17 protein-coding genes and 2 tRNA genes are annotated in these 23,764 nt (G+C 34.2%); 2 read left to right on the top strand and 17 right to left on the bottom strand.

The window, feature by feature from the left end; genetic code table 11:
* Positions 1-379 precede the first annotated feature (379 nt).
* From queG to L1276_RS10775, 11 genes are all read right to left on the bottom strand, one after another.
* Positions 380-1,306, bottom strand: coding sequence for a tRNA epoxyqueuosine(34) reductase QueG (gene queG, locus L1276_RS10825; protein ID WP_253787617.1), 927 nt, complete (start codon positions 1,304-1,306; stop codon positions 380-382).
* Positions 1,303-2,649 (bottom strand): cytochrome P450, encoded by a 1,347-nt coding sequence (locus L1276_RS10820; protein WP_253787615.1) that lies wholly within the window; start codon positions 2,647-2,649, stop codon positions 1,303-1,305. Before L1276_RS10820 ends, queG begins: the two co-directional genes overlap by 4 nt.
* A 5-nt stretch (positions 2,650-2,654) precedes the next feature.
* The gene (gene ruvB, locus L1276_RS10815; protein ID WP_253787613.1) at positions 2,655-3,677 is read right to left on the bottom strand and encodes a Holliday junction branch migration DNA helicase RuvB; all 1,023 of its coding nucleotides are present in this window, start codon (positions 3,675-3,677) and stop codon (positions 2,655-2,657) included.
* Between the two features lie 110 nt (positions 3,678-3,787).
* The gene (locus tag L1276_RS10810) at positions 3,788-5,590 is read right to left on the bottom strand and encodes a cbb3-type cytochrome c oxidase subunit I (RefSeq protein ID WP_115888314.1); all 1,803 of its coding nucleotides are present in this window, start codon (positions 5,588-5,590) and stop codon (positions 3,788-3,790) included.
* 30 nt (positions 5,591-5,620) lie between these two features.
* On the bottom strand, positions 5,621-6,811 hold the full coding sequence (locus L1276_RS10805) for a cytochrome c oxidase subunit II (RefSeq protein ID WP_253787611.1): 1,191 nt from the start codon (positions 6,809-6,811) through the stop codon (positions 5,621-5,623).
* A 19-nt stretch (positions 6,812-6,830) separates the two neighbouring features.
* Positions 6,831-8,225: a quinol:cytochrome C oxidoreductase gene (locus L1276_RS10800; protein ID WP_253787609.1), complete on the bottom strand. Its 1,395-nt coding sequence runs from the start codon at positions 8,223-8,225 to the stop codon at positions 6,831-6,833.
* 27 nt (positions 8,226-8,252) lie between these two features.
* On the bottom strand, positions 8,253-8,798 hold the full coding sequence (locus L1276_RS10795) for a cytochrome c (RefSeq protein WP_253787607.1): 546 nt from the start codon (positions 8,796-8,798) through the stop codon (positions 8,253-8,255).
* Between the two features lie 8 nt (positions 8,799-8,806).
* Positions 8,807-9,331 (bottom strand): DUF3341 domain-containing protein, encoded by a 525-nt coding sequence (locus tag L1276_RS10790; protein ID WP_025572651.1) that lies wholly within the window; start codon positions 9,329-9,331, stop codon positions 8,807-8,809.
* Positions 9,324-10,724, bottom strand: coding sequence for an NrfD/PsrC family molybdoenzyme membrane anchor subunit (nrfD, locus tag L1276_RS10785; protein ID WP_042566279.1), 1,401 nt, complete (start codon positions 10,722-10,724; stop codon positions 9,324-9,326). The genes L1276_RS10790 and nrfD overlap by 8 nt, the downstream gene beginning before the upstream one ends.
* A 32-nt stretch (positions 10,725-10,756) precedes the next feature.
* Positions 10,757-13,816: a TAT-variant-translocated molybdopterin oxidoreductase gene (locus tag L1276_RS10780; protein WP_253787605.1), complete on the bottom strand. Its 3,060-nt coding sequence runs from the start codon at positions 13,814-13,816 to the stop codon at positions 10,757-10,759.
* A gap of 32 nt (positions 13,817-13,848) precedes the next feature.
* Entirely contained in the window at positions 13,849-15,180 is a 1,332-nt protein-coding gene (locus L1276_RS10775) for a c-type cytochrome (RefSeq protein WP_253787603.1), read from the bottom strand.
* A 219-nt stretch (positions 15,181-15,399) separates the two neighbouring features.
* Here L1276_RS10775 and L1276_RS10770 point away from each other — a divergent pair, with 219 nt between their 5' ends.
* Entirely contained in the window at positions 15,400-15,789 is a 390-nt protein-coding gene (locus tag L1276_RS10770; protein WP_253787601.1) for an SPOR domain-containing protein, read from the top strand.
* Between the two features lie 208 nt (positions 15,790-15,997).
* Here L1276_RS10770 and L1276_RS10765 read toward each other — a convergent pair whose 3' ends face one another.
* From L1276_RS10765 to rimP, 4 genes are all read right to left on the bottom strand, one after another.
* A complete protein-coding gene (locus tag L1276_RS10765; protein ID WP_253787599.1) occupies positions 15,998-16,510 on the bottom strand; it encodes a DUF4920 domain-containing protein in 513 nt (170 codons plus the stop codon).
* A 1,073-nt stretch (positions 16,511-17,583) separates the two neighbouring features.
* Positions 17,584-20,457 carry a translation initiation factor IF-2 gene (infB, locus tag L1276_RS10760; RefSeq protein WP_253787597.1) on the bottom strand — a complete coding sequence of 958 codons (2,874 nt, stop codon included), beginning with the start codon at positions 20,455-20,457 and terminating at the stop codon, positions 17,584-17,586.
* A 49-nt stretch (positions 20,458-20,506) separates the two neighbouring features.
* The gene (gene nusA, locus L1276_RS10755; RefSeq protein WP_253787596.1) at positions 20,507-21,757 is read right to left on the bottom strand and encodes a transcription termination factor NusA; all 1,251 of its coding nucleotides are present in this window, start codon (positions 21,755-21,757) and stop codon (positions 20,507-20,509) included.
* 13 nt (positions 21,758-21,770) lie between these two features.
* Positions 21,771-22,235, bottom strand: coding sequence for a ribosome assembly cofactor RimP (gene rimP, locus L1276_RS10750; protein ID WP_253787594.1), 465 nt, complete (start codon positions 22,233-22,235; stop codon positions 21,771-21,773).
* 173 nt (positions 22,236-22,408) lie between these two features.
* Between rimP and L1276_RS10745 the strand changes: the two genes are divergently transcribed.
* The gene (locus L1276_RS10745; RefSeq protein ID WP_253787592.1) at positions 22,409-23,233 is read left to right on the top strand and encodes a universal stress protein; all 825 of its coding nucleotides are present in this window, start codon (positions 22,409-22,411) and stop codon (positions 23,231-23,233) included.
* A 55-nt stretch (positions 23,234-23,288) separates the two neighbouring features.
* Here L1276_RS10745 and L1276_RS10740 read toward each other — a convergent pair.
* Positions 23,289-23,359 (bottom strand) — tRNA-Gln (locus L1276_RS10740).
* 111 nt (positions 23,360-23,470) lie between these two features.
* Positions 23,471-23,541: transfer RNA gene (locus tag L1276_RS10735), tRNA-Gln, on the bottom strand.
* Positions 23,542-23,764 lie beyond the last annotated feature (223 nt).

Genomic DNA, 23,764 nt, shown 5'->3' with positions numbered 1-23,764 from the left:
GGCTCAAGACACAATTGTCTCTCGGTTAAATTAGTAGTTTTGGTGCAGCGAAAATATATAAACACCTCAATACTAGCTACATTAGTCGATAAACTACTCGGAAAAACGTTGAAATACACTTTTAGTAAAATTAAATTAACTTTAACAAGTCAACAAAGATGATAATTTAACAATGAAACAACAGAAATTTCTTAATTTTTTAAAGAAAAGTCAGTTTATTGTAGTTTATATGAAGAAAAAACAATATTACCTTACAAATAATGCTTAAGAAAAAACATTAAAAAAATAACTCAAATAATTGAATTACAATATAATAACCAATAAAAATTGTAAGAAATAAAAAAAATAATCTTAGAAAAAAATTGAACCTTTATTTATATTATTCCAGAAACTTAATGTTTCTTTTAAGTCCATCAAATTTGGTTCTTTTAATTGGTGAATTTTTAAACACTACGCGAAAAGTTTCTTCGGTAATTTCATTCCAATCCTTTTTTGAGAAAGAAAGTAAATCAGGATTTGGATTAAAAAGCGGTTCTGAATGAGCTTTGGAAAAGCGGTTCCAAGGACATACATCCTGGCAAGTATCACAGCCGAACATCCAATCATCGAATTTTCCTTTCATATCATTCGGAATATTTTCTTTTAATTCAATTGTATAATAAGAAATGCATTTGCTGCCATCTACAATATATGGGGCAACGATTGCCTGTGTAGGACAAGCATCTATGCATGCAGTGCAAGAACCGCAATGATCTGTTACAGCATGATCATATTCTAGATCTAAATCCAGAACTAATTCTGCTATAAAATAAAAAGAACCTACTTTTTGAGTTATTAGATTGCTGTTTTTACCAATCCAGCCCAAACCGCTTTTTGCAGCCCAAGCTTTGTCTAAAACCGGAGCTGAATCAACAAAAGCACGGCCAGAAACTTCGCCAATATTTTCTTGAATAGAATGAAGAAATTCTTTTAATTTTTCCTTTATAACGAAATGATAATCCTGACCATAAGCATATTTAGAGATCTTAAAACTATTATCGTTTTGAGATTCTGAAGGAAAATAATTTAGTAAAAGAGAAACTACACTTTTAGCATCGTCAACTAATAATGTTGGATCTAAACGTTTATCAAAGTGATTTTCCATGTAAGCCATTTGGCCATTATGGTTATTGTTTAACCATTTCTCAAGTCTGGGCGCTTCTTGTTCCAAAAAACCCGCTTTAGAAATTCCACAAGAAATAAAACCCAGTCTTTTGGCTTCTTCTTTTATAAATTTTGAATATGTCTCTTTTGAATTGATACTCATCGCTTAAAGAATGACGCTTCAACGTTTACAGGTTTTAGAGTAATCAGCGGATTAAATTGTACAACATCATTATTAGATTTAATGACATACTTTTTTACAATTTGAGATATCGTCAAACACATCTCATAAATGGCAAATCCAGTTCCGATACACATTCTTGGGCCAGCGCCAAACGGATAAAAATACTGCATTGATTCCTTTTTTTGTTCACCAAGAAAACGATCTGGAATGAATTCATCAGGATTGTTCCAATATTTAGGATTTCGATGCAGTTCGTAAAAAGAAACACCGATCAAAGTGTCTTTTTTAATTTTAAATTGTGCCAGAGAATCATCTTCAAGATTTTGCCTGTCAGTAATCCACGCCGGCGGAAACAAACGCATAGACTCGTTCAAAACGGCACTTGTATAGGTCATTTTTTGAAGCTGCTCGATAATATTGTCCGTTTGCGATTCAATTTCTGAAATTTCGTCAAATACTTTTTGTTGTACTTCAGGATTATTTCCTAAAAGATGAAGTGTAAATGTTAAGGCATTGGCAGTTGTTTCATGTCCCGCAATAAACAAAACTTTAATCTCATCAATCAATTGCTCAACAGTCATGCCTTCACCAGTATCTTCATATCTGGTTTCTAAAAGCATATTCAATAAATCATTTATTTCTTCATTGGAAGCTTTCCTTTCTTCAATGATTTCCTGAATAAGTTTATTATTTTCTTCTGCCAGACTGAGATGTTTTTTTACCTGACCGCTTAATGAAAACCACCAGGCTTTATGCGGAAGTCTAATTTCTTTAATTAAAAAGTTCTGAACTTCTTCAATAATAAATTTGATTCGATGAAATTTATCCTCTGCTGTTGAAAGTTGAAACAAAGATTTGGCTACTACATTAAATGCCAGATTACTCATTACAGGAAAAAGATCTATTGGCTTTTCTTCAATCAAATCATCTAATTCAGAAGTAATCGTTGTATTTATATTATCAACCAGCTGATTCATTTTTTGCTTATGAAAAGCCGGTTGAATAAGTCGTCTTTGTTTCAGCCAAAAATCACCATCATTTGTTAAGAGTCCCTTTCCTAAATACTTGGAAAGATATACTGATTGAAATTTAGATTTGTGGTAATTTTTTTGGTTTTTAACTAAAATATACTGTGCAATTTCGTTATCTCTGGATAAGATTATATATTTTGAAAAACCAATTCTAATAGAAAAAGAATCCCCTAATTTTTCAAAATATCTTCTATGAAAAGGAATTGGATTTTTTCGCACACCTTCCGCATCTTTAAAAAATCGGATTATCGATAATTTATTAGGGTAACTATATTTTACATTATTAGACATAACAATTAGAATAAACCTCCCTGAATATTTGTATTTAATTTTCCTAAATGTTTATACGCTTTATCGGTAACTTCACGGCCGCGAGGGGTACGCATAATGAATCCTTCCTGAATCAGGAAAGGCTCATAAACTTCTTCAATAGTTTCACTGCTTTCAGAAACTGCTGTTGCAAGAGTGGAAAGTCCGACTGGACCACCTTTAAATTTATTAATAATGGTTAATAGTATTTTATTATCCATTTCGTCGAGTCCATGTGCATCTACATTCAATGCTTTAAGTGCATATCTGGCAATTTCTAAATCGATTGTTCCATTACCTTTTATCTGTGCAAAATCGCGAACTCTTCGCAATAATGCATTTGCGATACGAGGAGTTCCACGGCTGCGTCCTGCTATTTCGATCGCTGCTTCAAGATCAATCGGCATTTTTAGTATACCTGCACTTCTTTCAACAATTGAAGTTAAAAGCTCAGTTGAATAATATTGTAAACGTGATGAAATTCCAAAACGGGCTCTCATTGGAGCGGTCAACAAACCAGAACGAGTAGTCGCTCCAATTAAAGTAAAAGGATTCAAATTGATTTGAACTGTCCGGGCATTTGGACCAGATTCAATCATAATATCAATTTTGAAATCTTCCATTGCCGAATATAAATATTCTTCAACAATAGGACTCAAACGATGAATCTCATCTATAAATAAAACATCCCTTTCATCTAGATTCGTTAACAAGCCAGCTAAATCACCAGGTTTGTCCAAAACAGGTCCCGAAGTAATTTTGATTCCAACCTCCAACTCATTTGCCAGAATATTAGCCAAAGTAGTTTTACCAAGTCCCGGAGGCCCATGAAACAAGGCATGATCAAGAGCTTCACCACGCTGATTGGCGGCGGCAACAAAAACTTTCAAGTTTTCTAAAACTTGGTCCTGACCGGCAAAATCATCAAATGACAGCGGACGCAATCTTTTTTCAAGATCTAATTCTTCTGGGTTATATCCTTTTGTAGTAGGATCTAGATTTTCATTCATCCTACAAAGATATAGAAACTAATTAGTTTTGTAAAATGGTAAAACCGAACGTTTAAAACTTTAACTAAACAAAAAAGACCGTCATTACTGACGGTCTTTTTTTATTATTTTTAGTGGTGTAAAACTTCTTCACCTTCTTTCATTGGTACATTTTGAGGAACAAAATCTACATCATGGTTTGGGTTACTGTAGTCATACGGCCAACGGTATACGTGAGGAATTTCTCCCGGCCAGTTTCCGTGAATATGTTCAACCGGAGTAGTCCACTCTAAAGTTGTCGATTTCCATGGATTTTGAACTGCTTTTTTACCGTAGAAAATACTACTAAAGAAGTTGTATAAGAATACTAGCTGGAATGCACCTCCCACAAGAGCAAATGTTGTAATTAAAACATTCACGTTTTGTAAATCATCAAATAATGGGAAGTTAGTATTTGTATAGTAACGTCTTGGTAAACCAGCTAATCCAATAAAGTGCATTGGGAAGAAAACTCCATAAGCACAAACTGCTGTAATCCAGAAGTGAATATAACCTAAGTTTTTGTTTAACATTCTACCGTACATTTTAGGGAACCAGTGGTAAATACCAGCAAACATTCCGTAAAGTGCAGAGATACCCATTACTAAGTGAAAGTGAGCAATTACAAAGTAAGTATCGTGAACGTTAATATCTAAAGTACTATCTCCTAAAATGATACCTGTTAAACCTCCAGTTATGAAAGTAGAAACCATTCCGATAGAGAATAACATTGCAGGATTGAATTGTAAGTTACCTTTCCATAAAGTTGTAATCCAGTTAAAAGCTTTTACAGCAGATGGAATTGCAATCAATAAAGTTGTAAAAGTAAATACAGATCCTAAGAAAGGATTCATTCCAGAGATAAACATATGGTGACCCCATACAATAGTTGACAAGAATGCAATTGCAAGAACTGACATAATCATCGCTCTGTATCCGAAGATTGGTTTACGAGAGTTCGTAGCCATGATTTCAGAAACAAGACCCATTGCTGGCAAGATTACGATATAAACCTCAGGGTGACCCAAGAACCAGAATAAGTGCTCAAACAATACTGGAGAACCTCCTTGGTAATGTAAAACCTCTCCTGCGATATAAATATCAGATAAGAAGAATGAAGTACCGAAACTTCTATCGAAAATCAATAATAAAGCAGCTGATAATAAAACCGGAAATGAAATAACACCAATAATAGCCGTTACGAAAAATGTCCAGATTGTAAGTGGAAGTCTAGTCATAGACATTCCTTTAGTTCTCAAGTTAATAACAGTTACAATGTAGTTTAATGATCCCATTAATGAAGATGCAATAAAGATAGCCATTGAAACTAACCATAAAGTCATACCCGTTCCTGATCCAGGGATCGCTTGTGGTAAGGCACTTAATGGAGGATAAATTGTCCAACCTGCAGAAGCTGGTCCAGCTTCAACAAATAAAGAACATAACATTACTACAGCAGATAAGAAGAACAACCAGTATGAAATCATGTTCATAAAACCAGAAGCCATATCTCTAGCTCCAATTTGAAGTGGAATAAGTAAGTTACTAAAAGTTCCACTCAAACCAGCTGTCAGTACAAAGAATACCATGATGGTACCGTGAATTGTAACTAAAGCCAGATAAATATCATTTGCCATTACACCATCAGGTGCAAATTTATCTCCTAATAAAACATTAAATATCTTAAAAGATTCTTCTGGCCACGCCAATTGCATTCTGAAAAGCAAGGACATTGCAATACCAATGATCCCCATAATAATACCAGTAATCAAGTATTGTTTAGCAATCATTTTGTGATCAATACTAAAAATATATTTAGTAATGAACGTGTCTTTATGATGATGTTCGTGCTCGTGATCGTGTCCGTGATCGTGACCGTGCGCTTCTGCTGACATATATGTGTACTTTAAATTTTCTTAATAATATTATTTCATAGCTACTTTAGCTACAGCTGCTTTAACAGTATCTACAACCGCTTTTACTGTGTCTTTAATTTTAGCAGTAGTATCTGCAACACCTTCAACTCCTTCAGCCGGTTTTTCTGCAGCAGCTGCCGCTTTAATATCTTGAGCTAAAGTTGTTTTTTCGCTTAACCATTTTTTATAATCTTCCGGAGTATCAACAACAACTTTCATTTGCATGTTATAGTGTGAAGCTCCACAGATTTTATTACATAATAATAAATAATCAAATGTATAAGGATCTAAAGCAGTTCCTCCTTTTGCAACTAACTCAACACTTTTTTCAGCTCTAAGTTTATTGATGTTTGCTACTTTTTCAACCATAAATGGCAACTCTCTATATTCAGAAGTAGTGTAAGTAGGAACAAATGCAAATTCAGTAACCATTCCAGGCACACAGTTCATCTGCGCTCTAAAGTGAGGCATATAAGCTGAGTGTAATACGTCTTGAGAACGCATCTTGAAATGTACTTTTTTACCTTTAGGAATATGTAACTCAGAAACTACAATATCATCCTGAGAGTTAGGATCTGACATGTCAACTCCTAATGTATTGATTCCTTCGATTAAACGTACGTTCGCTTTACCTAAAACATTATCTTGTCCAGCATATCTTGCTGTCCATTTAAATTGCTGAGCGTATAATTCAATTTCGATTACATCTTCGTCTTTATCAACAAACATAATGTTATTCCAAGCATACAATCCATAAAGAATTAAACATGCTAAAACAACAGATGGAATGATACTCCAGATTGCTTCTAATTTATTACTATCAGCAAAAAATAATGCTTTTTTATCTTTATTCCCTTTATATTTAAAAGAAAACCAGTATAATAAACCTTGAGTAATAACTTGAACTGTAAAGATCAAAACCCAAGTAATATTCATTAAACTATCTACTAAACCACCATGCTCAGAAGCTGGAGTATGAAGTGCCAAATTACCCCATTTTAGTAAACCATAAATAGTAAATATATAGATGAAAGCTAAAAAGCCAAACATAATATATCCCTGTACGTTATTGTCATTATCTGATGCAACTTGAGAATCGTCCGAAGAAGCTCCTACTTGAGTAAGATCAAATATCTTGGTCAATTGCCAAAGTGCAACTGCTAATAAAACTAAAACTATAATTACCAACAAACTTGTCATCTGTTTACTTCTTTAAATATTAATAATGAAAATGTTTACTTTCTTCAATGAAAGGATTTCTTTTTGCAAGCAAAGGAGATTTAGTTAATGCATTAAATACAACAAATATAAATAAACCTAAGAAGAAAAGAATAGATGCAATTTCAGGAACTCCAATAAACCATTTGTCTCCAACTGTACCAGGCATAATCATATTAAAGAAATCAACATAATGACCTAATAAAATTACAACACCAGCCATAACAATAACCCAGTTAAGACGTTTGAAGTCTGTATTAATTAATATTAATAATGGAAAAACAAAGTTCATAACAACCGCACCAAAGAAAGGAAGGTTATATAATTGAATTCTTGTTACGAAATAAGTTACCTCTTCAGGAATATTAGCATACCAGATCAACATGAACTGAGAGAACCATAAATAAGTCCAGAAAACACTAATACCAAACATGAATTTAGCTAAATCATGAATATGACTTGTATTTACGTACTCTAAATATCCTTTTGATTTTAAGTAAATTGTTACTAACGCGATAGAAGTAATTCCGCTTACGAAGAAAGAAGCAAATACATACCATCCAAACAAAGTACTAAACCAGTGTGGGTCAAATGACATAATCCAGTCCCAAGACATAATAGACTCAGAAACAATGAAGAATACTAAGAAACCAGCAGAAGCTTTGAAATTCTTTTTGTAGTAAAGATCATCATTAGCTTCATCTTGCGCTAAACAGTTTTTTCTTGAAATATGACGGTATAAATTCCATCCTAATAAAAAGACAGCTGCTCTTACGATCCAGAAAGGAAAGTTTAAGTAACCTGCTTTACCCGCTATGATAGCATCATAATTAGCACTTTTAGGATCAGTTACTCCCTCACCTAACCATACAAAAATATGATTAAAATGTAATCCGCATAAAACTAAGATTATGAAGAAAATGATAGAACCAGCAGGAAGATAAGCTGTAATACCTTGCATAACTCTAAACAAAACTGGAGACCAACCTGCCTGAGCAACTTGTTGAATAGCATAAAATGCTAAAACCCCCATAGAAAGCAGTAAAAAGAAAATACAAGCCACATATAATGCAGACCAAGGCTTGTTTTGCAATTGGTGCAATACGTGATTTAAATGTTCTGTGTGTTCGTCAGCAGCACCAACTTTTGCATGCTCTCCACCTTTGTGTTCTTCATGAGAAGCTTCAGCAGCTTCATGATGTCCTGCTTCTTTATGAGAAGCCTCTGCAGACTCTCCATGCGCAGTACCATGAGCTCCATGAGCATCTGCTGCTAGTATTTTTTCAACTTCTTGAATATCTTTAGGTGCACTTAAAAAACCATACCCAATTCCTAATAGCCCTAGAACCATTAAGATGATAGAAAAAGTTTTTAATTTACTTGAAAATGTATACATATCTATTACGATCAGTTTGTTCAACAATTATAATTGGCTTTTTAGTTTTAGAACATAGTCAGCAACTAACCAACGTTCGTGGGCGCTTAATTGATTTGCGTGTGAACCCATTGCATTTAAACCATAAGTTTCAACGTGAAATATACTTCCTTCAGTGATATCTCTGTCTTTATAGCTAGGTACTCCAAGAAATTTTTCTCTTTCAACCAATTTACCTTTACCGTTACCAGTTGCGCCATGGCAGCTGATACAATAAATTTCGAAAAGTTCTTTTCCTTTTCCAGAATTTTTTTCAACAGAATCCAAAGGAGATTTTAAATTAGCTTTAGCTAATTCATAACCTGCAGTTGAATTTTCATATTCATAAGGTTCAAAACCTCTATTAATAGTTCCTTCTACAGGAAGTTGTCCTTCTTTACCACCTTTAAATATTTTTGCTTCTGCGTAAGGTTCATAACTTACAGACTCATACATATTTGGGAAATACTGATAGTTTGGTGCCGAATTATTGTGGCAAGAAGAAACTAAAACAGTTATACCAACTAAAAGTGTTATTTTATATATCCTTTTCATAGCTACAATTAATTCTTTTCAATTACTTTAACTTCAACAGCTCCTGTACCTTCGAAAAAAGAAACAAGTTCTGCTTCGTTATCATTTACAGCAACTTCCATTAAGAAATGGTCATCTGTTGTTCTTACATCAGGATTTTCAGCTTGCTTAAATGGCCATAATCTACTTCTCATATAAAAAGTGATTACCATTAAATGCGCAGCAAAAAACACAGTCATCTCAAACATAATTGGCACAAAAGATGGCATATTTTGAATGAAACTAAAACTTGGTTTTCCACCAATATCCTGTGGCCAGTCATGAATCATGATATAACTCATCATTGTTGTTGCAACAGAAATACCAACACATCCATATAGGAAAGCACAAATTGCTAATCTTGTTGGTGCTAAACCCATGGCTTTATCCAATCCGTGAACTGGGAATGGAGTAAAAACCTCTTCAATATGATGATGAGCAGCTCTGGTTTTCTTTACTGCATCCATCAAAATATCATCGTCATTATAAATGGCGTATATTACTTTATTACTCATGATGTGAATCTTTATTTGCTCTTTCTCTAATGTAATTATCTCCTGTTCCTTTTAAAATTGTTTTTACCTCCGCCTGAGCAATTACAGGGAATGTTCTAGAGTATAATAAAAACAATACAAAGAAGAAACCAATTGTTCCGATGAAAATTCCAATATCAACAAATGTTGGTGAGAACATTGTCCAAGAAGATGGAAGGTAATCTCTATGTAAAGAAGTAACAATAATTACGAATCTTTCAAACCACATACCGATGTTTACCACAATCGAGATAATGAATGAGAACATGATACTTGTTCTTAATTTTTTGAACCACATGAACTGAGGAGAAAACACGTTACATGTCATCATCGACCAATATGCCCACCAATAAGGTCCGGTAGCTCTGTTTAAGAATGCATATTGCTCATATTCTACACCTGAATACCAAGCTACAAATAACTCAGTGATGTATGCTACACCTACAATAGATCCAGTGATCATGATAATGATATTCATTAACTCAATATGCTGTAATGTGATGTATGCTTCAAGGTTAGAAACTTTTCTCATAACAATCAACAAGGTATTTACCATTGCGAATCCTGAGAATACCGCTCCAGCAACGAAGTATGGAGGGAAAATTGTTGTATGCCATCCTGGAATTACAGAAGTAGCAAAGTCCATAGATACAATCGTGTGTACAGAAAGTACAAGAGGAGTAGCTAAACCAGCTAATACTAATGATACTTCTTCGAAACGCTGCCAATCCTTCGCTCTACCGCTCCATCCAAAACTTAGGATAGAATAAACTCTTTTATTAAATGGAGTTATAGCTCTATCACGAAGCATTGCAAAGTCAGGCAACAAACCAGTCCACCAGAAAACTAGTGATACCGAAAGATAAGTTGAAATTGCAAATACATCCCAAAGTAACGGTGAGTTAAAGTTTACCCATAAAGACCCAAATTGATTTGGAATAGGTAATACCCAGTATGCTAACCATGGACGTCCCATGTGAATAATTGGAAATAAACCTGCTTGAACTACTGAGAAAATAGTCATTGCTTCTGCAGAACGGTTAATAGCCATTCTCCAACGTTGACGGAAAAGTAATAATACCGCAGAAATCAAAGTTCCAGCGTGACCAATACCAACCCACCAAACGAAGTTAGTAATATCCCAAGCCCAACCAACTGTTTTATTTAATCCCCATGTTCCAATACCGGTAGATACGGTGTAAATTATACAACCTAACCCCCAAAGGAAGGCTATTAATGCGATTGAAAATACAATCCACCATTGTTTATTTGCAGGTCCTTCAACAGGCGCTGCCACATCTACAGTTACATCATGATATGATTTATCACCTATAACTAAAGGTTTTCTAATGGGTGCTTCGTAGTGAGACGACATAATCCTTTATATTGTTTCTTATTAATAATTTACTAAGTGTTTCTAACTTTAACGTGATAGAAAACATTTGGTTTTGTACCAACATGCTCTAATAAATGATACATTCTTTCGCTTTCTGCTAATTTAGCAACTTCGCTTTCTTTATCATTTACATCTCCAAATACCATAGCTCCAGAAGAACAAGCAGCAGAACATGCACAAGCATTGTTAAACTCGTCTTTAGCGACTACTCTTCCTTGACGTTTAGCTTCAAGAATTACAGCTTGAGTACTTTGGATACAGAATGAACATTTTTCCATAACTCCACGAGAACGAACGTTTACGTCTGGATTTAATACCATACGACCTAAATCATCATTCATGTGATAATCGAATTCACTGTTTTTGTTGTACAAGAACCAGTTAAAACGACGAACTTTATATGGACAGTTGTTAGCACAGTAACGAGTACCAACACATCTGTTGTATGCCATGTGGTTTTGACCTTGACGACCATGAGAAGTTGCAGCAACCGGACAAACTGTCTCACAAGGTGCGTGATTACAGTGTTGACACATTACAGGCTGGAATGCTACTTGTGGGTTATCTCCAGGTTTTTCCATTTCATTAAAAGTAGATAATGAACTAGATAAACCAGCAATACTTTCTTTTCTTTCGTTATCACCTTCAAAAGTGCTTTCAGAAGAATAATATCTGTCGATACGTAACCAGTGCATATCACGGCTTCTTCTAACTTCTGCTTTACCTACAACTGGTACGTTGTTTTCTGCATGACAAGCAATAACACAAGCTCCACATCCTGTACAAGCATTTAAATCAATCGAAAGATTAAAGTGATGTCCTGTAGAACGATCAAATGATTCCCATAAATCAACAGTAGTAGCTTCTACTTCTTGGTGATCTAAAGATACCATTGGCTGCTCGTTCCAATGTTTAGCATCTTGAGTATTGAAGATCTCTAAAGTAGTTTCTTTAATGATATCTCCTCTACCCATTAATGTTTTTTGTCCTTGAACACAAGCAAACTCATGCTCTCCATTTGCCTTGGCAATGGAAATAGACTGAACACTATTGAAATTTTTATATAAAGCGTAAGCATTTAAACCTACTTGCATTTCTTCTTTTAAAGCAGCTTTACGACCGTAACCAACAGCTAAACCAACAGTACCAACAGCTTGTCCAGGCTGAACAATTACCGGAACATTTTCTAGTTTTTGACCATCAGCTGTTGTAATAGTAGCATAACTACCATTTAAACCACCGTTTGCAACGATTTCATTTGATAAATTGAATTTCTTCGCATCAGCATTAGAAACTGTTACATAGTTATCCCAAGAAACTCTTGTAATTGGATCCGGGAACTCTTGTAACCAAGGGTTGTTTGCATGTTGTCCATCTCCCATACCCGTTTTAGTATATAATACTAATTCAAGTTCTCCTGAAGATTTTGCCTTTGAAAGCAAACCTGCAGCACCAGCGAAGTCATAAGAACCACCTGCTAAAGCAGTAGAACCCACTACAAAAACTCCATCATGTAAAACTTTATTCCAAGAAGAACCAGCAATGATTGCTCCAGAATTAGCTTTTAAATAATCATAAAAGTTTCCAGCTGTTCCACTTACTGATAATAAAACATCTTGAAATTGTTTTGTATCAAAGATAGGACGAATAGTAGGTTGAGTTAAACTATAAGTTCCTTTTGTTATTTCTAAATCTCCCCAAGACTCTAAGTAGTGAGGTGCAGCTGCAGCGATTGTAGAAATTGCAGCTGTTTCATCTTCTTTTAAAGAGAAAGCAACTGATGTTTTAACTTTTTTCAATCCAGAAACGAATGAAGCAGAATCAGCTAAAGTATAAACAGGATTAACACCACTCATAATTAAAGTATGAACACTTCCTGCATTCATATCTTTTACTAATTGAGCTACAACTGCATTAGAACCTTTTCTAATTTGTCTTGTACCTGCTGTACTAAAAGCTTCACTAGCTAATGCCTGATTAATAGCTAAAACTAATAACTGTGCATTTTTATCTTCGATTCCAGATACTAAAATTCCTTTTGTACCTGCTGCTTTTAATTGCTGAGCTGCTTTAACAACCTCTGCTTTAAATTTAGCATCTAAAACAACAGGGACTGAAGCACCCACAACAATGTTATATATTTGGACTAAAGCTTGTTTTTGATCAGCTGTAGTCATTGGAACACGCTTATCAGCAGCTGCTCCAGATAAAGTCATATTAGATTCAAACTGAAAATGACGAGACATTTTTCCGTTTTGAGGAATACGTCCTTTTGCATATCCAGAATCATATCCACCACCTTGCCAGTCTCCTAAGAAATCAGCACCAACAGATACAATTAATGACGCTTTTGAAAAATCGTAATCAACTAAAGCTCTTTCTCCGTATACAGTTTCAAATGCATCTAATGCATCAGAAGAAGAAACCGCATCATAAACAACATGCTTAGCATTTGGATTCTTAGCGATAAATTCAGCAATTAATTTTTCAGTAGTTGGACTTGCTAATGTGTTAGTCAATAATACTACTTGACCTCCTTTAGCTTTTGCATCAGCCAAACTTGATTTAATTTTTAAATCAACTGCTGACCAACTGCTGTTTTTTCCATCCAATTTTGGTTCTTTCAAACGCATACTATCATATAAACCTAAGATAGAAGCATGAATTCTTGCATTGGCTGAAAACTTAGCACCAGCAATGGTATTGTTTTCAATTTTAATTGGACGACCCTCACGAGTTTTTACCAAAAGATTTGCAAAATCAAAACCGTCAAAAACAGTAGTTGCATAATAATCTGCAACACCAGGAATGATTTGCTCTGGTTGTAATACATAAGGGATAGACTTGTGCACAGGACCTTCACAAGCAGCAAGTGTAACCGCTGCAGTACTAAATCCTACGTACTTTAAAAAGTCACGACGTGAAGTTCCAGATGAAGCTAAAGCATCTGCATTCCCTAAAAATTCTTCTGTAGGAATCTCTTCAACAAACTCGTTATTTCTAAGCGCCTCAACAATAGAGCTATTTTCTAGCTCCTCAACACTTTTCCAGTATTTTTTGTTTGATGACATTGTATATATATATTAAAATCTTAATAATTCGATTAATAGTGGCATTTACCGCATTCTAAACCTCCCATTTGCGCTGCAGTTAATTTCTCTACACCGTATTTTTTAGAAAGCTCAGCATGAATTTTCTCATAGTAAGCGTTACCTTCCATTTTAACATCAGTTTTTCTATGGCAATCAACACACCATCCCATTGTTAATTTAGAATATTGCTTCATGATTTCAAATTCTTGTACCGGACCGTGACAAGTTTGACATTCAACTCCTGCAACAGAAACGTGTTGTGAGTGGTTGAAATAAACAAAATCAGGAAGATTATGAATACGAACCCATTTAACTGGCTGCGTTTTTCCAGTATAAGCCTGTTTAGTCTTATCCCAGCCAACAGCATCGTATAATTTTTGAATTTGAGCATCGTAAAACGCTTTACTGTATTCAGCAGTAGCAGTAGTTTCAGCAACTTCAGAAATATTTTTATGACAGTTCATACAAACATTTAAAGATGGAATACCAGCAGTTTTACTTACACGTGCTGCAGAGTGACAATATTTACAATTGATCTCATTATCTCCAGCGTGAATTTTGTGAGAATAGTGAATTGGCTGAATTGGTTCATAATTTTGATCAACACCAACCTGCATTAAATATCCATACACAAAGTAACCACTCGCCAAAAGCAAGAATATAGAAGTAACTAATACTAAAAATTGGTTTCTAGCAAAAGCTTTCCAAATTGGAGTTCTACTCTCTTTTGGAGCAATTTCTATTCCGTTATTACTAGCAACTTTAGTCAATACTTTGTTCACCATGAACAACATAACAACTAAAATAGCCATTACAAGAGCAAGAGCTCCTAAAATAATATTATTAGAAATTCCACTTCCACTATCTTGATGATCACCAGTTGGCAATGCTTTAGCATCAGCAGGAGGAGGAGTTTTTTCTTCAGAAGTGTAAGCGATAATATTGTCAATATCACCTTCAGATAGCTGAGGAAAAGAAGTCATTACTGCCTTGTTGTTTTCCTCAAAAAGTTTTACAGCAACAGGATCTCCTGATTTAATCATATCAGAACTGTTGTGCACCCATTTGTAAAGCCAAGCTTTATCATGCTTTGAAGCAACTCCTCTTAGAGCAGGGCCAGTTGATTTAGCATCTAATTTGTGACATGCAGCGCAATTTGCATTAAAAAGTTCTTTCCCTTTTACCGGATCACCTCCAGACGCAGCAGCCGGAGCAGCAGCTTCAGTCGCCGCAGGAGCTGCAGCAGGATCTTGAGCAAATGAAGTTAGGGAGAAAATTAACGTTAGCGATAAACTAAGTAATAATTTTCTTGAGATCGAATTATGGTTACCCACCTTTTTCATATAGTATAATAATTATCTACTAATTTTTGGTATGATTTTTTCTGTAATAAATCAGACTAAAATTAATACCTTCTTTTAAAACTTGCACAAAAATACGACTTATGAACTATTCTCAAAACCTTAAAATAGTCTTAAATATCAATTTATATCAATTCTAAATAATATTAAAATTTTACATACAAACTTTAAATAGTATTTTTGCATAAAAACCATCACATTATGAGAATTTTAAGCTCTTCAAAAAACGTTTTCTTAACATTAACAATCTTTACTTTGGCATATAATATTAATGCTCAAAGCCAAAATTTAACACTGAATCAAGACTCTAAATTTGAGCAGTTACTTAATGATAAACGTAAATTTAACACATCAATAAGTACAAACGATTCTTATAGAATTCAAATTTTCAGCGGCAAAAGCGATGAGGCCAAAAAGACATTATCTGACTTTAAAAGAGAATACACAAGCATAGATGGAACCATAATTTTCAACACTCCAAACTACAAGGTTATAGTAGGAAATTTTAAATCCCGAATTGAAGCTGAAAGAAATCTGGCCGACATTAGAAAAAAATATAAAAGTGTCTTTCTACTTAAGCCAGGTAAATAATCAAAAAAAATACTACAAACAAAAGGCGAGATCATTTGATCTCGCCTTTTTCATACCTAAAACTATTATTTTAAAATACTTTTTCAAACTTATCATACAAAAAAAAACAATTCTTAAATAAAAAAGCCTCAACAAAATTGAGGCTTGTTATAGGATTAAAAGTATTTCTACAAACAAAAAAGCACACTTTAAAGCCCCGAATAACAAACTAGTTTACCACCTTAATTCCATTCGCTAAAAATCGAATTTCTTCTTTTGGAGCATTTATAGCATCTATTTCAGCTTTTGTCTTTTTTGCATCTTTAGCATAATGTTTTAATTCATCAACAGAGGTGATTTTTTTTTCAGCATTTCCCTCCAATACTACATTTTTACCTTTTAATGCCGTTGGAACAAAAAAAGAATAATCTTTCATTTTCACAAAGAAAGAAGAACCATCTTCTGTTTTAAGAGTAATCCAGCATCCTCTTTTTTCACACACATTCGTTACTTCGCCTTTTACAGCTACTCCATCTGCCTTTTTTACATTCTTTAATTCACTTTCTAATTTTTCTACTGAAATTGCTTTATTTACAACAGCACCGGAAACATCCGTTCCATAATAATCTCCGATTAAAGCATCACCCGCTGGCGGAGCCGGTTTTTCTACTGCTTCTTGAGAAAAAGACAAAGTCGAAAAACTTAAAAAAAGCACAAAAACATATACTGATAATCGTTTCATATTTATATAATTTACATCAAAAATAGCATTAAAATCCGAGATAAAACACAGTTTTTTTTCTCAAAAATACTGCATATTTATTTAAATAGCAGCAAAGCTATATAGCCTCCATCTCTTTTAACCCATTTAAGTCAGTCAGAAAAACTGAATTAAGACAAAGACATTCAACAGCTGCCAGCCCCATAACTCTTCCCATTTTTACATCACTACACCAATGTGTATTACAAACAACTCTACTTCAACCAAAGTCATGTCAGCGTTTTAAAATCACCTACTGTTTATCAGGAAAAAAGTTTTATAAACATCAACTACCATGTCCAGCCCACTACCGTATGACCGGAAGGAAAGAAACAACTTTATACAATACATTTTACTGATGAGCCTTACAGTTTTTTTGTTATTAACCATAAATGGCAACTCTAATTTATAATGATTTTTTTAGCGCATAAGTTGACAATCCAGCGTCTCTCATTACGCGTCGCATAAACACATAGAGCTTTAATTTTTTTACCTTATTAATTATTTCTAAAATCGGCTCAAACAATTTAACCGCAAAAGAAAAGACAATTCTGCATCTCTTGCCGCTTACAAAAAGCATTCATTATCTTTAAACTCCACTGCTCTTTGTATGTTCTAAATCGAGCTCAAAAAGAGCTGGATTATGTTTAGCGACGACAGCAAAAGAAGACTATTTCATTTCTAGTTAGACAAATACCACTTCAGAAATACAGGCATTATTTTTCTTAACAGCTGAAAATTTGCAAAATCACTATTAAGATTACCTGATTTAAAATGCTTACCTAAAATTGAATTAACAACATGAATTACACGTATTCTCATATACGCATAAATTTTATCCCAAAATTAATTCACCTTTACACTCTCTTTTACGACAAATCACAGCAAAAAGAAACAAACAATCTCCGAATCATACCTCACTCCAAATACTCCTTTACGTTTCGAAAAGCATTTGCAGGAACTAATTCCCAAACATTACAACTCTTTACATACAAAACTTTCTTAAACAAAAAAAGTCCCAACTTTCATTGGGACTCTATATAAATTATTGAATTTTATTTCAATTTCTTTTTGATCGCTACTTCGTGGTAAGCTTCAATAACATCGCTAATTTCAATATCATTAAATCCTTTTATTTGTATACCACAGTCATAACCTTTTGTTACTTCTTTAACGTCATCTTTAAATCGTTTTAAAGCAACTAAGTCACCGGTATGAACTACAACTCCATCTCTAATAACTCTAATTTTAGAAGTTCTCAAGATTTTTCCATCTGTTACCATACAACCAGCGATTGAACCCACTTTAGAAATTTTAAAGATCTCACGGATTTCTGCAGTTCCTAAAACTTCTTCTTTCATTTCAGGAGCTAACATTCCTTCCATTGCATCTTTCAAGTCATCGATAGCTGCGTAAATAATAGAATAGTAACGGATATCGATTTCTTCTTTATCAGCAAGTTGTCTTGCATTTCCAGCTGGACGAACATTAAATCCGATAATAATCGCATCTGACGCAGAAGCCAAGTTAACATCGGTTTCTGTAATCGCACCAACTCCTTTATGTATAATATTAATTTGAACCTCTTCTGTAGAAAGTTTAGAGAACGAATCTGATAATGCTTCAACAGATCCATCCACGTCTCCTTTAAGAATAACGTTTAATTCTTTAAACTGACCAAGAGCGATACGACGTCCAATTTCGTCAAGTGTAATATGTCTTTGAGTACGTACAGATTGTTCACGCATTAATTGAGAACGTTTAGATGCAATTTGTTTTGCCTCTTTTTCATCTTCAAAAACATTGAACTTATCACCTGCAGTTGCCGCCCCATCTAAACCTAAAACAGAAACTGGCGTTGAAGGTCCCGCCTCCAAAACAATATGCCCTCTTTCATCATGCATTGCTTTCACTTTACCATGATGTTTTCCAGCTAACATATAATCTCCAATTTTTAAAGTTCCATGCTGAACTAAAATTGTAGAAACATATCCTTTTCCTTTATCTAAGAAAGCCTCAACTACAGTTCCCTGTGCCGCTTTATTTGGATTTGATTTCAAATCTAAAATTTCAGCTTCTAATAAAACTTTTTCCAGTAATTCTTTCACACCTAATCCTGTTTTTGCAGAAATATCATGTGATTGTATTTTACCACCCCAATCCTCAACAAGTAAATTCATACCTGCCAATCTTTCTTTAATTTTATCAGGGTTAGCATTTGGCTTATCAACTTTATTGATTGCAAAAATAATTGGAACACCAGCTGCCTGAGCGTGACTGATTGCTTCTTTCGTTTGCGGCATGATATCATCATCAGCTGCAATTACAATAATAGCAATATCTGTAACCTGAGCTCCACGTGCACGCATCGCGGTAAACGCCTCGTGACCCGGAGTATCTAAAAATGCTATTTTTTGTCCATTATCAAGAGTAACTCCATAAGCTCCAATGTGCTGAGTAATACCTCCAGACTCACCAGCGATAACATTTTCTTTACGAATATAATCCAGTAAAGATGTTTTACCGTGGTCAACGTGCCCCATTACGGTTACAATTGGCGCTCTAGTTACTAAATCTTCTTCTCTATCTTCAACAACCTCGATTGCTTCTTCGATATCAACTGTTATAAACTCAACGTCATAACCAAATTCATCCGCAACAATTGTTAATGTCTCAGCATCTAGACGCTGGTTCATTGTTACCATGATACCAAGAGACATACAAGTTCCAATTACCTTAGTAATCGGCACATCCATCATTATTGCAATTTCACCTACAGTAACGAATTCTGTAACCTTAATAGTTTTACTTCCTTCGTCAAGAGCTCTTTGTTCATCATCAGATTTCTGACGGTGTGTTTCTCTTTTATCTCTTCTATATTTTGCCGCTTTAGATTTACCTCCTTTACCTTGAAGTTTTTCAAGAGTTTCTCTAATTTGGTTTTTTACTTCTTCTTCAGTAGGCTCTACTTTAGCTACAATTGCAGGACGATTTCCTTTTACAAAACCAGGTCTTGCATTTCTGTTAGCATTAAAACCTCCTCCACCAGTGTTTGGTGTAATTTTATTTGGATTAGGTGTTCCCGGTGCATTTCCTGTTGCAGGTTTTGGTGCACCCGGCGTACCAGGTTTAGGAGCGATCCTTTTACGCTTATTTTTATTAGCGTTATTATTATTCCCAACTCCAGGAGCCCCCGGTTTGTTTGGAGTAATTTTTGGATCTTCTTTCTTTTTCTTAGGCTTATTAAATTGAGATAAATCAATTGTCTGCCCAGTAAGAGTAGTTCCAGATAATTTTTGATATTGAGTAGTGATAGTTTCCTCAGCAGTTGCAGGGTCCGTTGAAATAATTGGCTCCTGAGCTGTTTTAGAATTTTCAGCTTTCACTTCTTTTTTCTCAGTAATAATAGGTTTTTCTACCTTTTTCTCTTCGGAAACTACAGGAACAACTGGCTCAGTCTGTACCGTTTCTTTTTGAGCAGGTTTTTCTGCTTGAGGTGGAGTAACAGTTTTAGGCTCTTCAGCTTTAACTGGCTCTTCTGGAGAAACAACTGCAGGTTTCTTTGGATTCAAATCAATTTTACCAACTTGAACAGGTCCGGTTACAACAGCTCTCGCTTTAATGATTTCTTGTTGTTTCTGACGCTCTTCGTCTTGTCTGCGTTTGTCCTCAATTTCTTTCTCGCGCTCAACACGCAATGCTTCTTTTTCTTTTCTTTTCTCTTCTCCTACTTCTTTAGAAGCTTCCTTGTTCCCCTTATCGCCCGCAAATTGGCTTTGCAGAATATTAAATTCACTGTCAGAAATTTTAGCATTTGGATTTGCATCAATAGCAATTCCCTTATCTTTTAGATAATCAACAGCTCTTTCTAACGAGATATTTAATTCCCTTAAAACCTTGTTTATTCTTATTACTCTCTCTTCAGACATATAACCTTTTTATTATTACCTTTTTCGTTGTGTTGTTAGAGTAAGACAACTAGTTATCAAACTCCTCTTTTAGTATTTTCATAACATCAAGAATTGTTTCCTCTTCTAAATCTGTTCTTCTTACTAAATCTTCTACTTCTTGTTTTAAAATACTTCTAGCCGTATCTAAACCAATTTTTGCAAACTCTTCTATAACCCAGCCCTCGATTTCATCTGAGAACTCTGTTAATTCAACGTCGTCATCGTCTTCGCCGTTTGCAGAATCACCTTCTCTGATTACGTCTAATTCGTAACCAGTTAACTGACCAGCCAATTTAATATTATGACCTCCTCTACCAATTGCTTTAGAAACTTCTTCTAATTTTAAGAATACTTCGGCTCTCTTATTTTCTTCGTCAATTTTAATTGAAGAAACTTTTGCAGGACTTAATGCTCTTGTAATAAACAATTGAATATTATTTGTATAATTGATTACGTCAATATTTTCGTTTCCTAATTCGCGAACAATTCCGTGAATACGCGATCCTTTCATACCAACGCAAGCTCCAACAGGATCAATTCTGTCATCATAAGAATCTACAGCAACTTTTGCTTTTTCTCCCGGAATACGAACTACATTTTTAACTGTAATTAAACCGTCAAATACTTCAGGAATTTCTTGCTCAAATAATTTTTCCAAAAACTTCTCAGAAGTTCTAGACATAATAATCTGTGGTTTATTTCCTTTTAATTCAACGCTTTCAATAATTCCACGAACATTATCTCCTTTACGGAAAAAATCAGATGGAATTTGTTTTTCTTTTGGAAGCACAATTTCGTTTCCTTCATCGTCGACTAAGATAACAACTCTAGGTCTAACGTGGTGCACTTCGGCAGTATAAATATCACCAATAATATCTTTAAATTGTTTATAAAGATTTGTATTATCGTGTTCGTGAATTTTAGATATTAAGTTTTGACGCAATGCCAAAATAGCTCTTCTTCCTAAATCAATCAATTTTACTTCTTCAGAAACTTCTTCACCAATTTCAAAATCCGCCTCGATCATTCTTGCTTCAGTCAAAGTAATTTCTTCATTTTCAAAATCAAGATCTTCGTCAGCAACGATAACTCTTCTTCTCCAAATCTCCATATCTCCCTTATCAGGATTTATAATGATGTCGAAATTATCATCAGAACCGTATTTTTTCTTCAATGCATTTCTAAACACGTCCTCTAAAATTGCCATAAGCGTTACACGATCAATAAGTTTATTATCTTTAAACTCTGAGAATGAATCGATTAATGCTAAATTTTCCATGCGAATTCTTTAATTAAAATGTTACTGTAACAACTGCCTCTTTAATCTCTGTATAAGGTATCTGTTGTTCTTTTTGAACTGTTTCTTTTCCTTTTCCTACTTTTTTCGGTTCTCTTGCTATCCAAGACAAAATTATAAAAACATCGTTAGCTTCTATCAATTCTGCCTCGATTTTTTCATTATTTGTAGTAACAATCAACGTTCTACCAATATTTTTCTTGTATTGTCTTATCAATTTCAAGGGAGATCCTACTCCAACTGATGCTACTTCCAGCGAAAAATCCTGTTCTTCACGATCCAAGTTATTCTCGACTGCCCGACTAATGTCAATACAATCCTGCAGTGCAACTCCATTATCTCCGTCTAAACCAACACTAATTTTAAAAGAATCCGAAACAGCCAGATCAATTAAAAAGATCGATGGCTTTTCCAGAAGTGCCTCTGTAATTAATTCGTTTACCTTTTCCTTAAATGTCATAATTTTATAAAAAGAGGGGACACTTAGTCCCCTCATTATTTAGATTTTAATAAATAACGGTGCAAATATAGTGATTTTTTTATAAATCAAATAAATAGATTGCGCTAAAAAATAATCCCTATATTTATATCACCAAATATTAACAAATTTTTTAAACCCTTAACCCTAAAATCATGAAACGAATTTTAGTACCTACTGACTTTTCAGAAAACGCAGAACACGCCTTAAAAGTAGTCGCACAAATCGCCAAAAAAAACAATTCTGAAATCGTTATTTTACATATGCTGGAATTACCGCATCAATCAAACGATGCAATATTTGGAGGCGTCAGCATTCCCGAGACGATGCTTTTTATGCAAAAAGCAAATGAAACATTAGATAAAATTTCTAACAGCCCATTTCTTGACGGAATCTCAATTACCGAAATGGTTAAAATGGATAAACCAATTCACGGCATTACACAAGTAAGCAAAGAGCAGGACATCGACCTTATTGTAATGGGATCACATGGATCTTCTGGTATGGAAGAACTTTTAATTGGTTCAAACACCGAAAAAGTAGTTAGAAACTCCGAAATCCCTGTTCTTGTTATCAAAAAAGAAATTTCAACTTTTGATGTAGATAATATTGTTTTCGCTTCTGACTTCACAGAAGAAACTAAAAAACCATTTGAAAAAATTTTAAACTTCGCTAAATTCTTTGACGCAAAAATACACTTAGTTTCAATTTGCACCCCAAACAGTTTCAAACCAACTCACGTAACCGAAAAAGCTCTTCAGAGTTTTGTCAGCGAATTTAATCTTGCTAATTATTCAACACATATTTACAATGACACTAATATTGAGAAAGGGATTATCAACTTCTCAAACAGTATAAACGCAGATATCATTGGAATGTGCACCCATGGAAGAACTGGTTTTGCGCATTTCTTCAACGGAAGCATCAGCGAAGGATTGGTAAATCACTCAATCAAACCTGTTTTGACAGTGAAAATCTAAAAATCTCAAAAATTATTGCATAAAAAAAGCCTCTCATTTCTGAGAGGCTTTTTTGTTGGTCTACTAGGACTCGAACCTAGAAAGACTGCACCAAAAACAGTTGTGTTACCATTACACCATAGACCAGCAATACTGTTAAGCGGGTGCAAAATTAAAACTTTATTTAAATTACACAAGCTTTTACGCAAACTTTTTTTTTGCATAAAAAAAGCCTCTCATTTCTGAGAGGCTTTTATGTTGGTCTACTAGGACTCGAACCTAGAAAGACTGCACCAAAAACAGTTGTGTTACCATTACACCATAGACCAGCAGTGCTGTTAAGCGAGTGCAAATTTAAGGTTTTATTTAGTTTGCGCAAACTTTTTAGTCAAAAAAAATCATTTTTTTTGTTTTTTTTCTCTTTAAAACCACGTACATTTTTAAAACAGCCTTATAACCAATACATTAATGTTTACGGATAGATTTATAGATTTTTTTGTTAATGGTCGTTTCTTTACATAAAAAAACATTTTCTTTGTAGGATTGAAAACA

This window comes from Flavobacterium sp. HSC-32F16 (assembly GCF_024171645.1).
GTDB lineage: Bacteria > Bacteroidota > Bacteroidia > Flavobacteriales > Flavobacteriaceae > Flavobacterium.
Note: the sequence above shows the minus strand (reverse complement) of the source record. Positions and strands in the feature narration are given on the sequence as shown.

Excerpts from the sequence above, each read along its gene's own strand:
- L1276_RS10770 (WP_253787601.1), top strand. The coding sequence starts at position 15,400 with ATGAGAATTTTAAGCTCTTCAAAAAACGTTTTCTTAACATTAACAATC.
- infB (WP_253787597.1), bottom strand. The coding sequence starts at position 20,457 with ATGTCTGAAGAGAGAGTAATAAGAATAAACAAGGTTTTAAGGGAATTA.
- L1276_RS10820 (WP_253787615.1), bottom strand. The coding sequence starts at position 2,649 with ATGTCTAATAATGTAAAATATAGTTACCCTAATAAATTATCGATAATC.
- rimP (WP_253787594.1), bottom strand. The coding sequence starts at position 22,235 with ATGACATTTAAGGAAAAGGTAAACGAATTAATTACAGAGGCACTTCTG.
- L1276_RS10780 (WP_253787605.1), bottom strand. The coding sequence starts at position 13,816 with ATGTCATCAAACAAAAAATACTGGAAAAGTGTTGAGGAGCTAGAAAAT.
- nrfD (WP_042566279.1), bottom strand. The coding sequence starts at position 10,724 with ATGTCGTCTCACTACGAAGCACCCATTAGAAAACCTTTAGTTATAGGT.
- ruvB (WP_253787613.1), bottom strand. The coding sequence starts at position 3,677 with ATGAATGAAAATCTAGATCCTACTACAAAAGGATATAACCCAGAAGAA.
- L1276_RS10765 (WP_253787599.1), bottom strand. The coding sequence starts at position 16,510 with ATGAAACGATTATCAGTATATGTTTTTGTGCTTTTTTTAAGTTTTTCG.
- nusA (WP_253787596.1), bottom strand. The coding sequence starts at position 21,757 with ATGGAAAATTTAGCATTAATCGATTCATTCTCAGAGTTTAAAGATAAT.
- L1276_RS10800 (WP_253787609.1), bottom strand. The coding sequence starts at position 8,225 with ATGTATACATTTTCAAGTAAATTAAAAACTTTTTCTATCATCTTAATG.
- L1276_RS10795 (WP_253787607.1), bottom strand. The coding sequence starts at position 8,798 with ATGAAAAGGATATATAAAATAACACTTTTAGTTGGTATAACTGTTTTA.
- queG (WP_253787617.1), bottom strand. The coding sequence starts at position 1,306 with ATGAGTATCAATTCAAAAGAGACATATTCAAAATTTATAAAAGAAGAA.
- L1276_RS10810 (WP_115888314.1), bottom strand. The coding sequence starts at position 5,590 with ATGTCAGCAGAAGCGCACGGTCACGATCACGGACACGATCACGAGCAC.
- L1276_RS10790 (WP_025572651.1), bottom strand. The coding sequence starts at position 9,331 with ATGAGTAATAAAGTAATATACGCCATTTATAATGACGATGATATTTTG.
- L1276_RS10745 (WP_253787592.1), top strand. The coding sequence starts at position 22,409 with ATGAAACGAATTTTAGTACCTACTGACTTTTCAGAAAACGCAGAACAC.
- L1276_RS10805 (WP_253787611.1), bottom strand. The coding sequence starts at position 6,811 with ATGACAAGTTTGTTGGTAATTATAGTTTTAGTTTTATTAGCAGTTGCA.
- L1276_RS10775 (WP_253787603.1), bottom strand. The coding sequence starts at position 15,180 with ATGAAAAAGGTGGGTAACCATAATTCGATCTCAAGAAAATTATTACTT.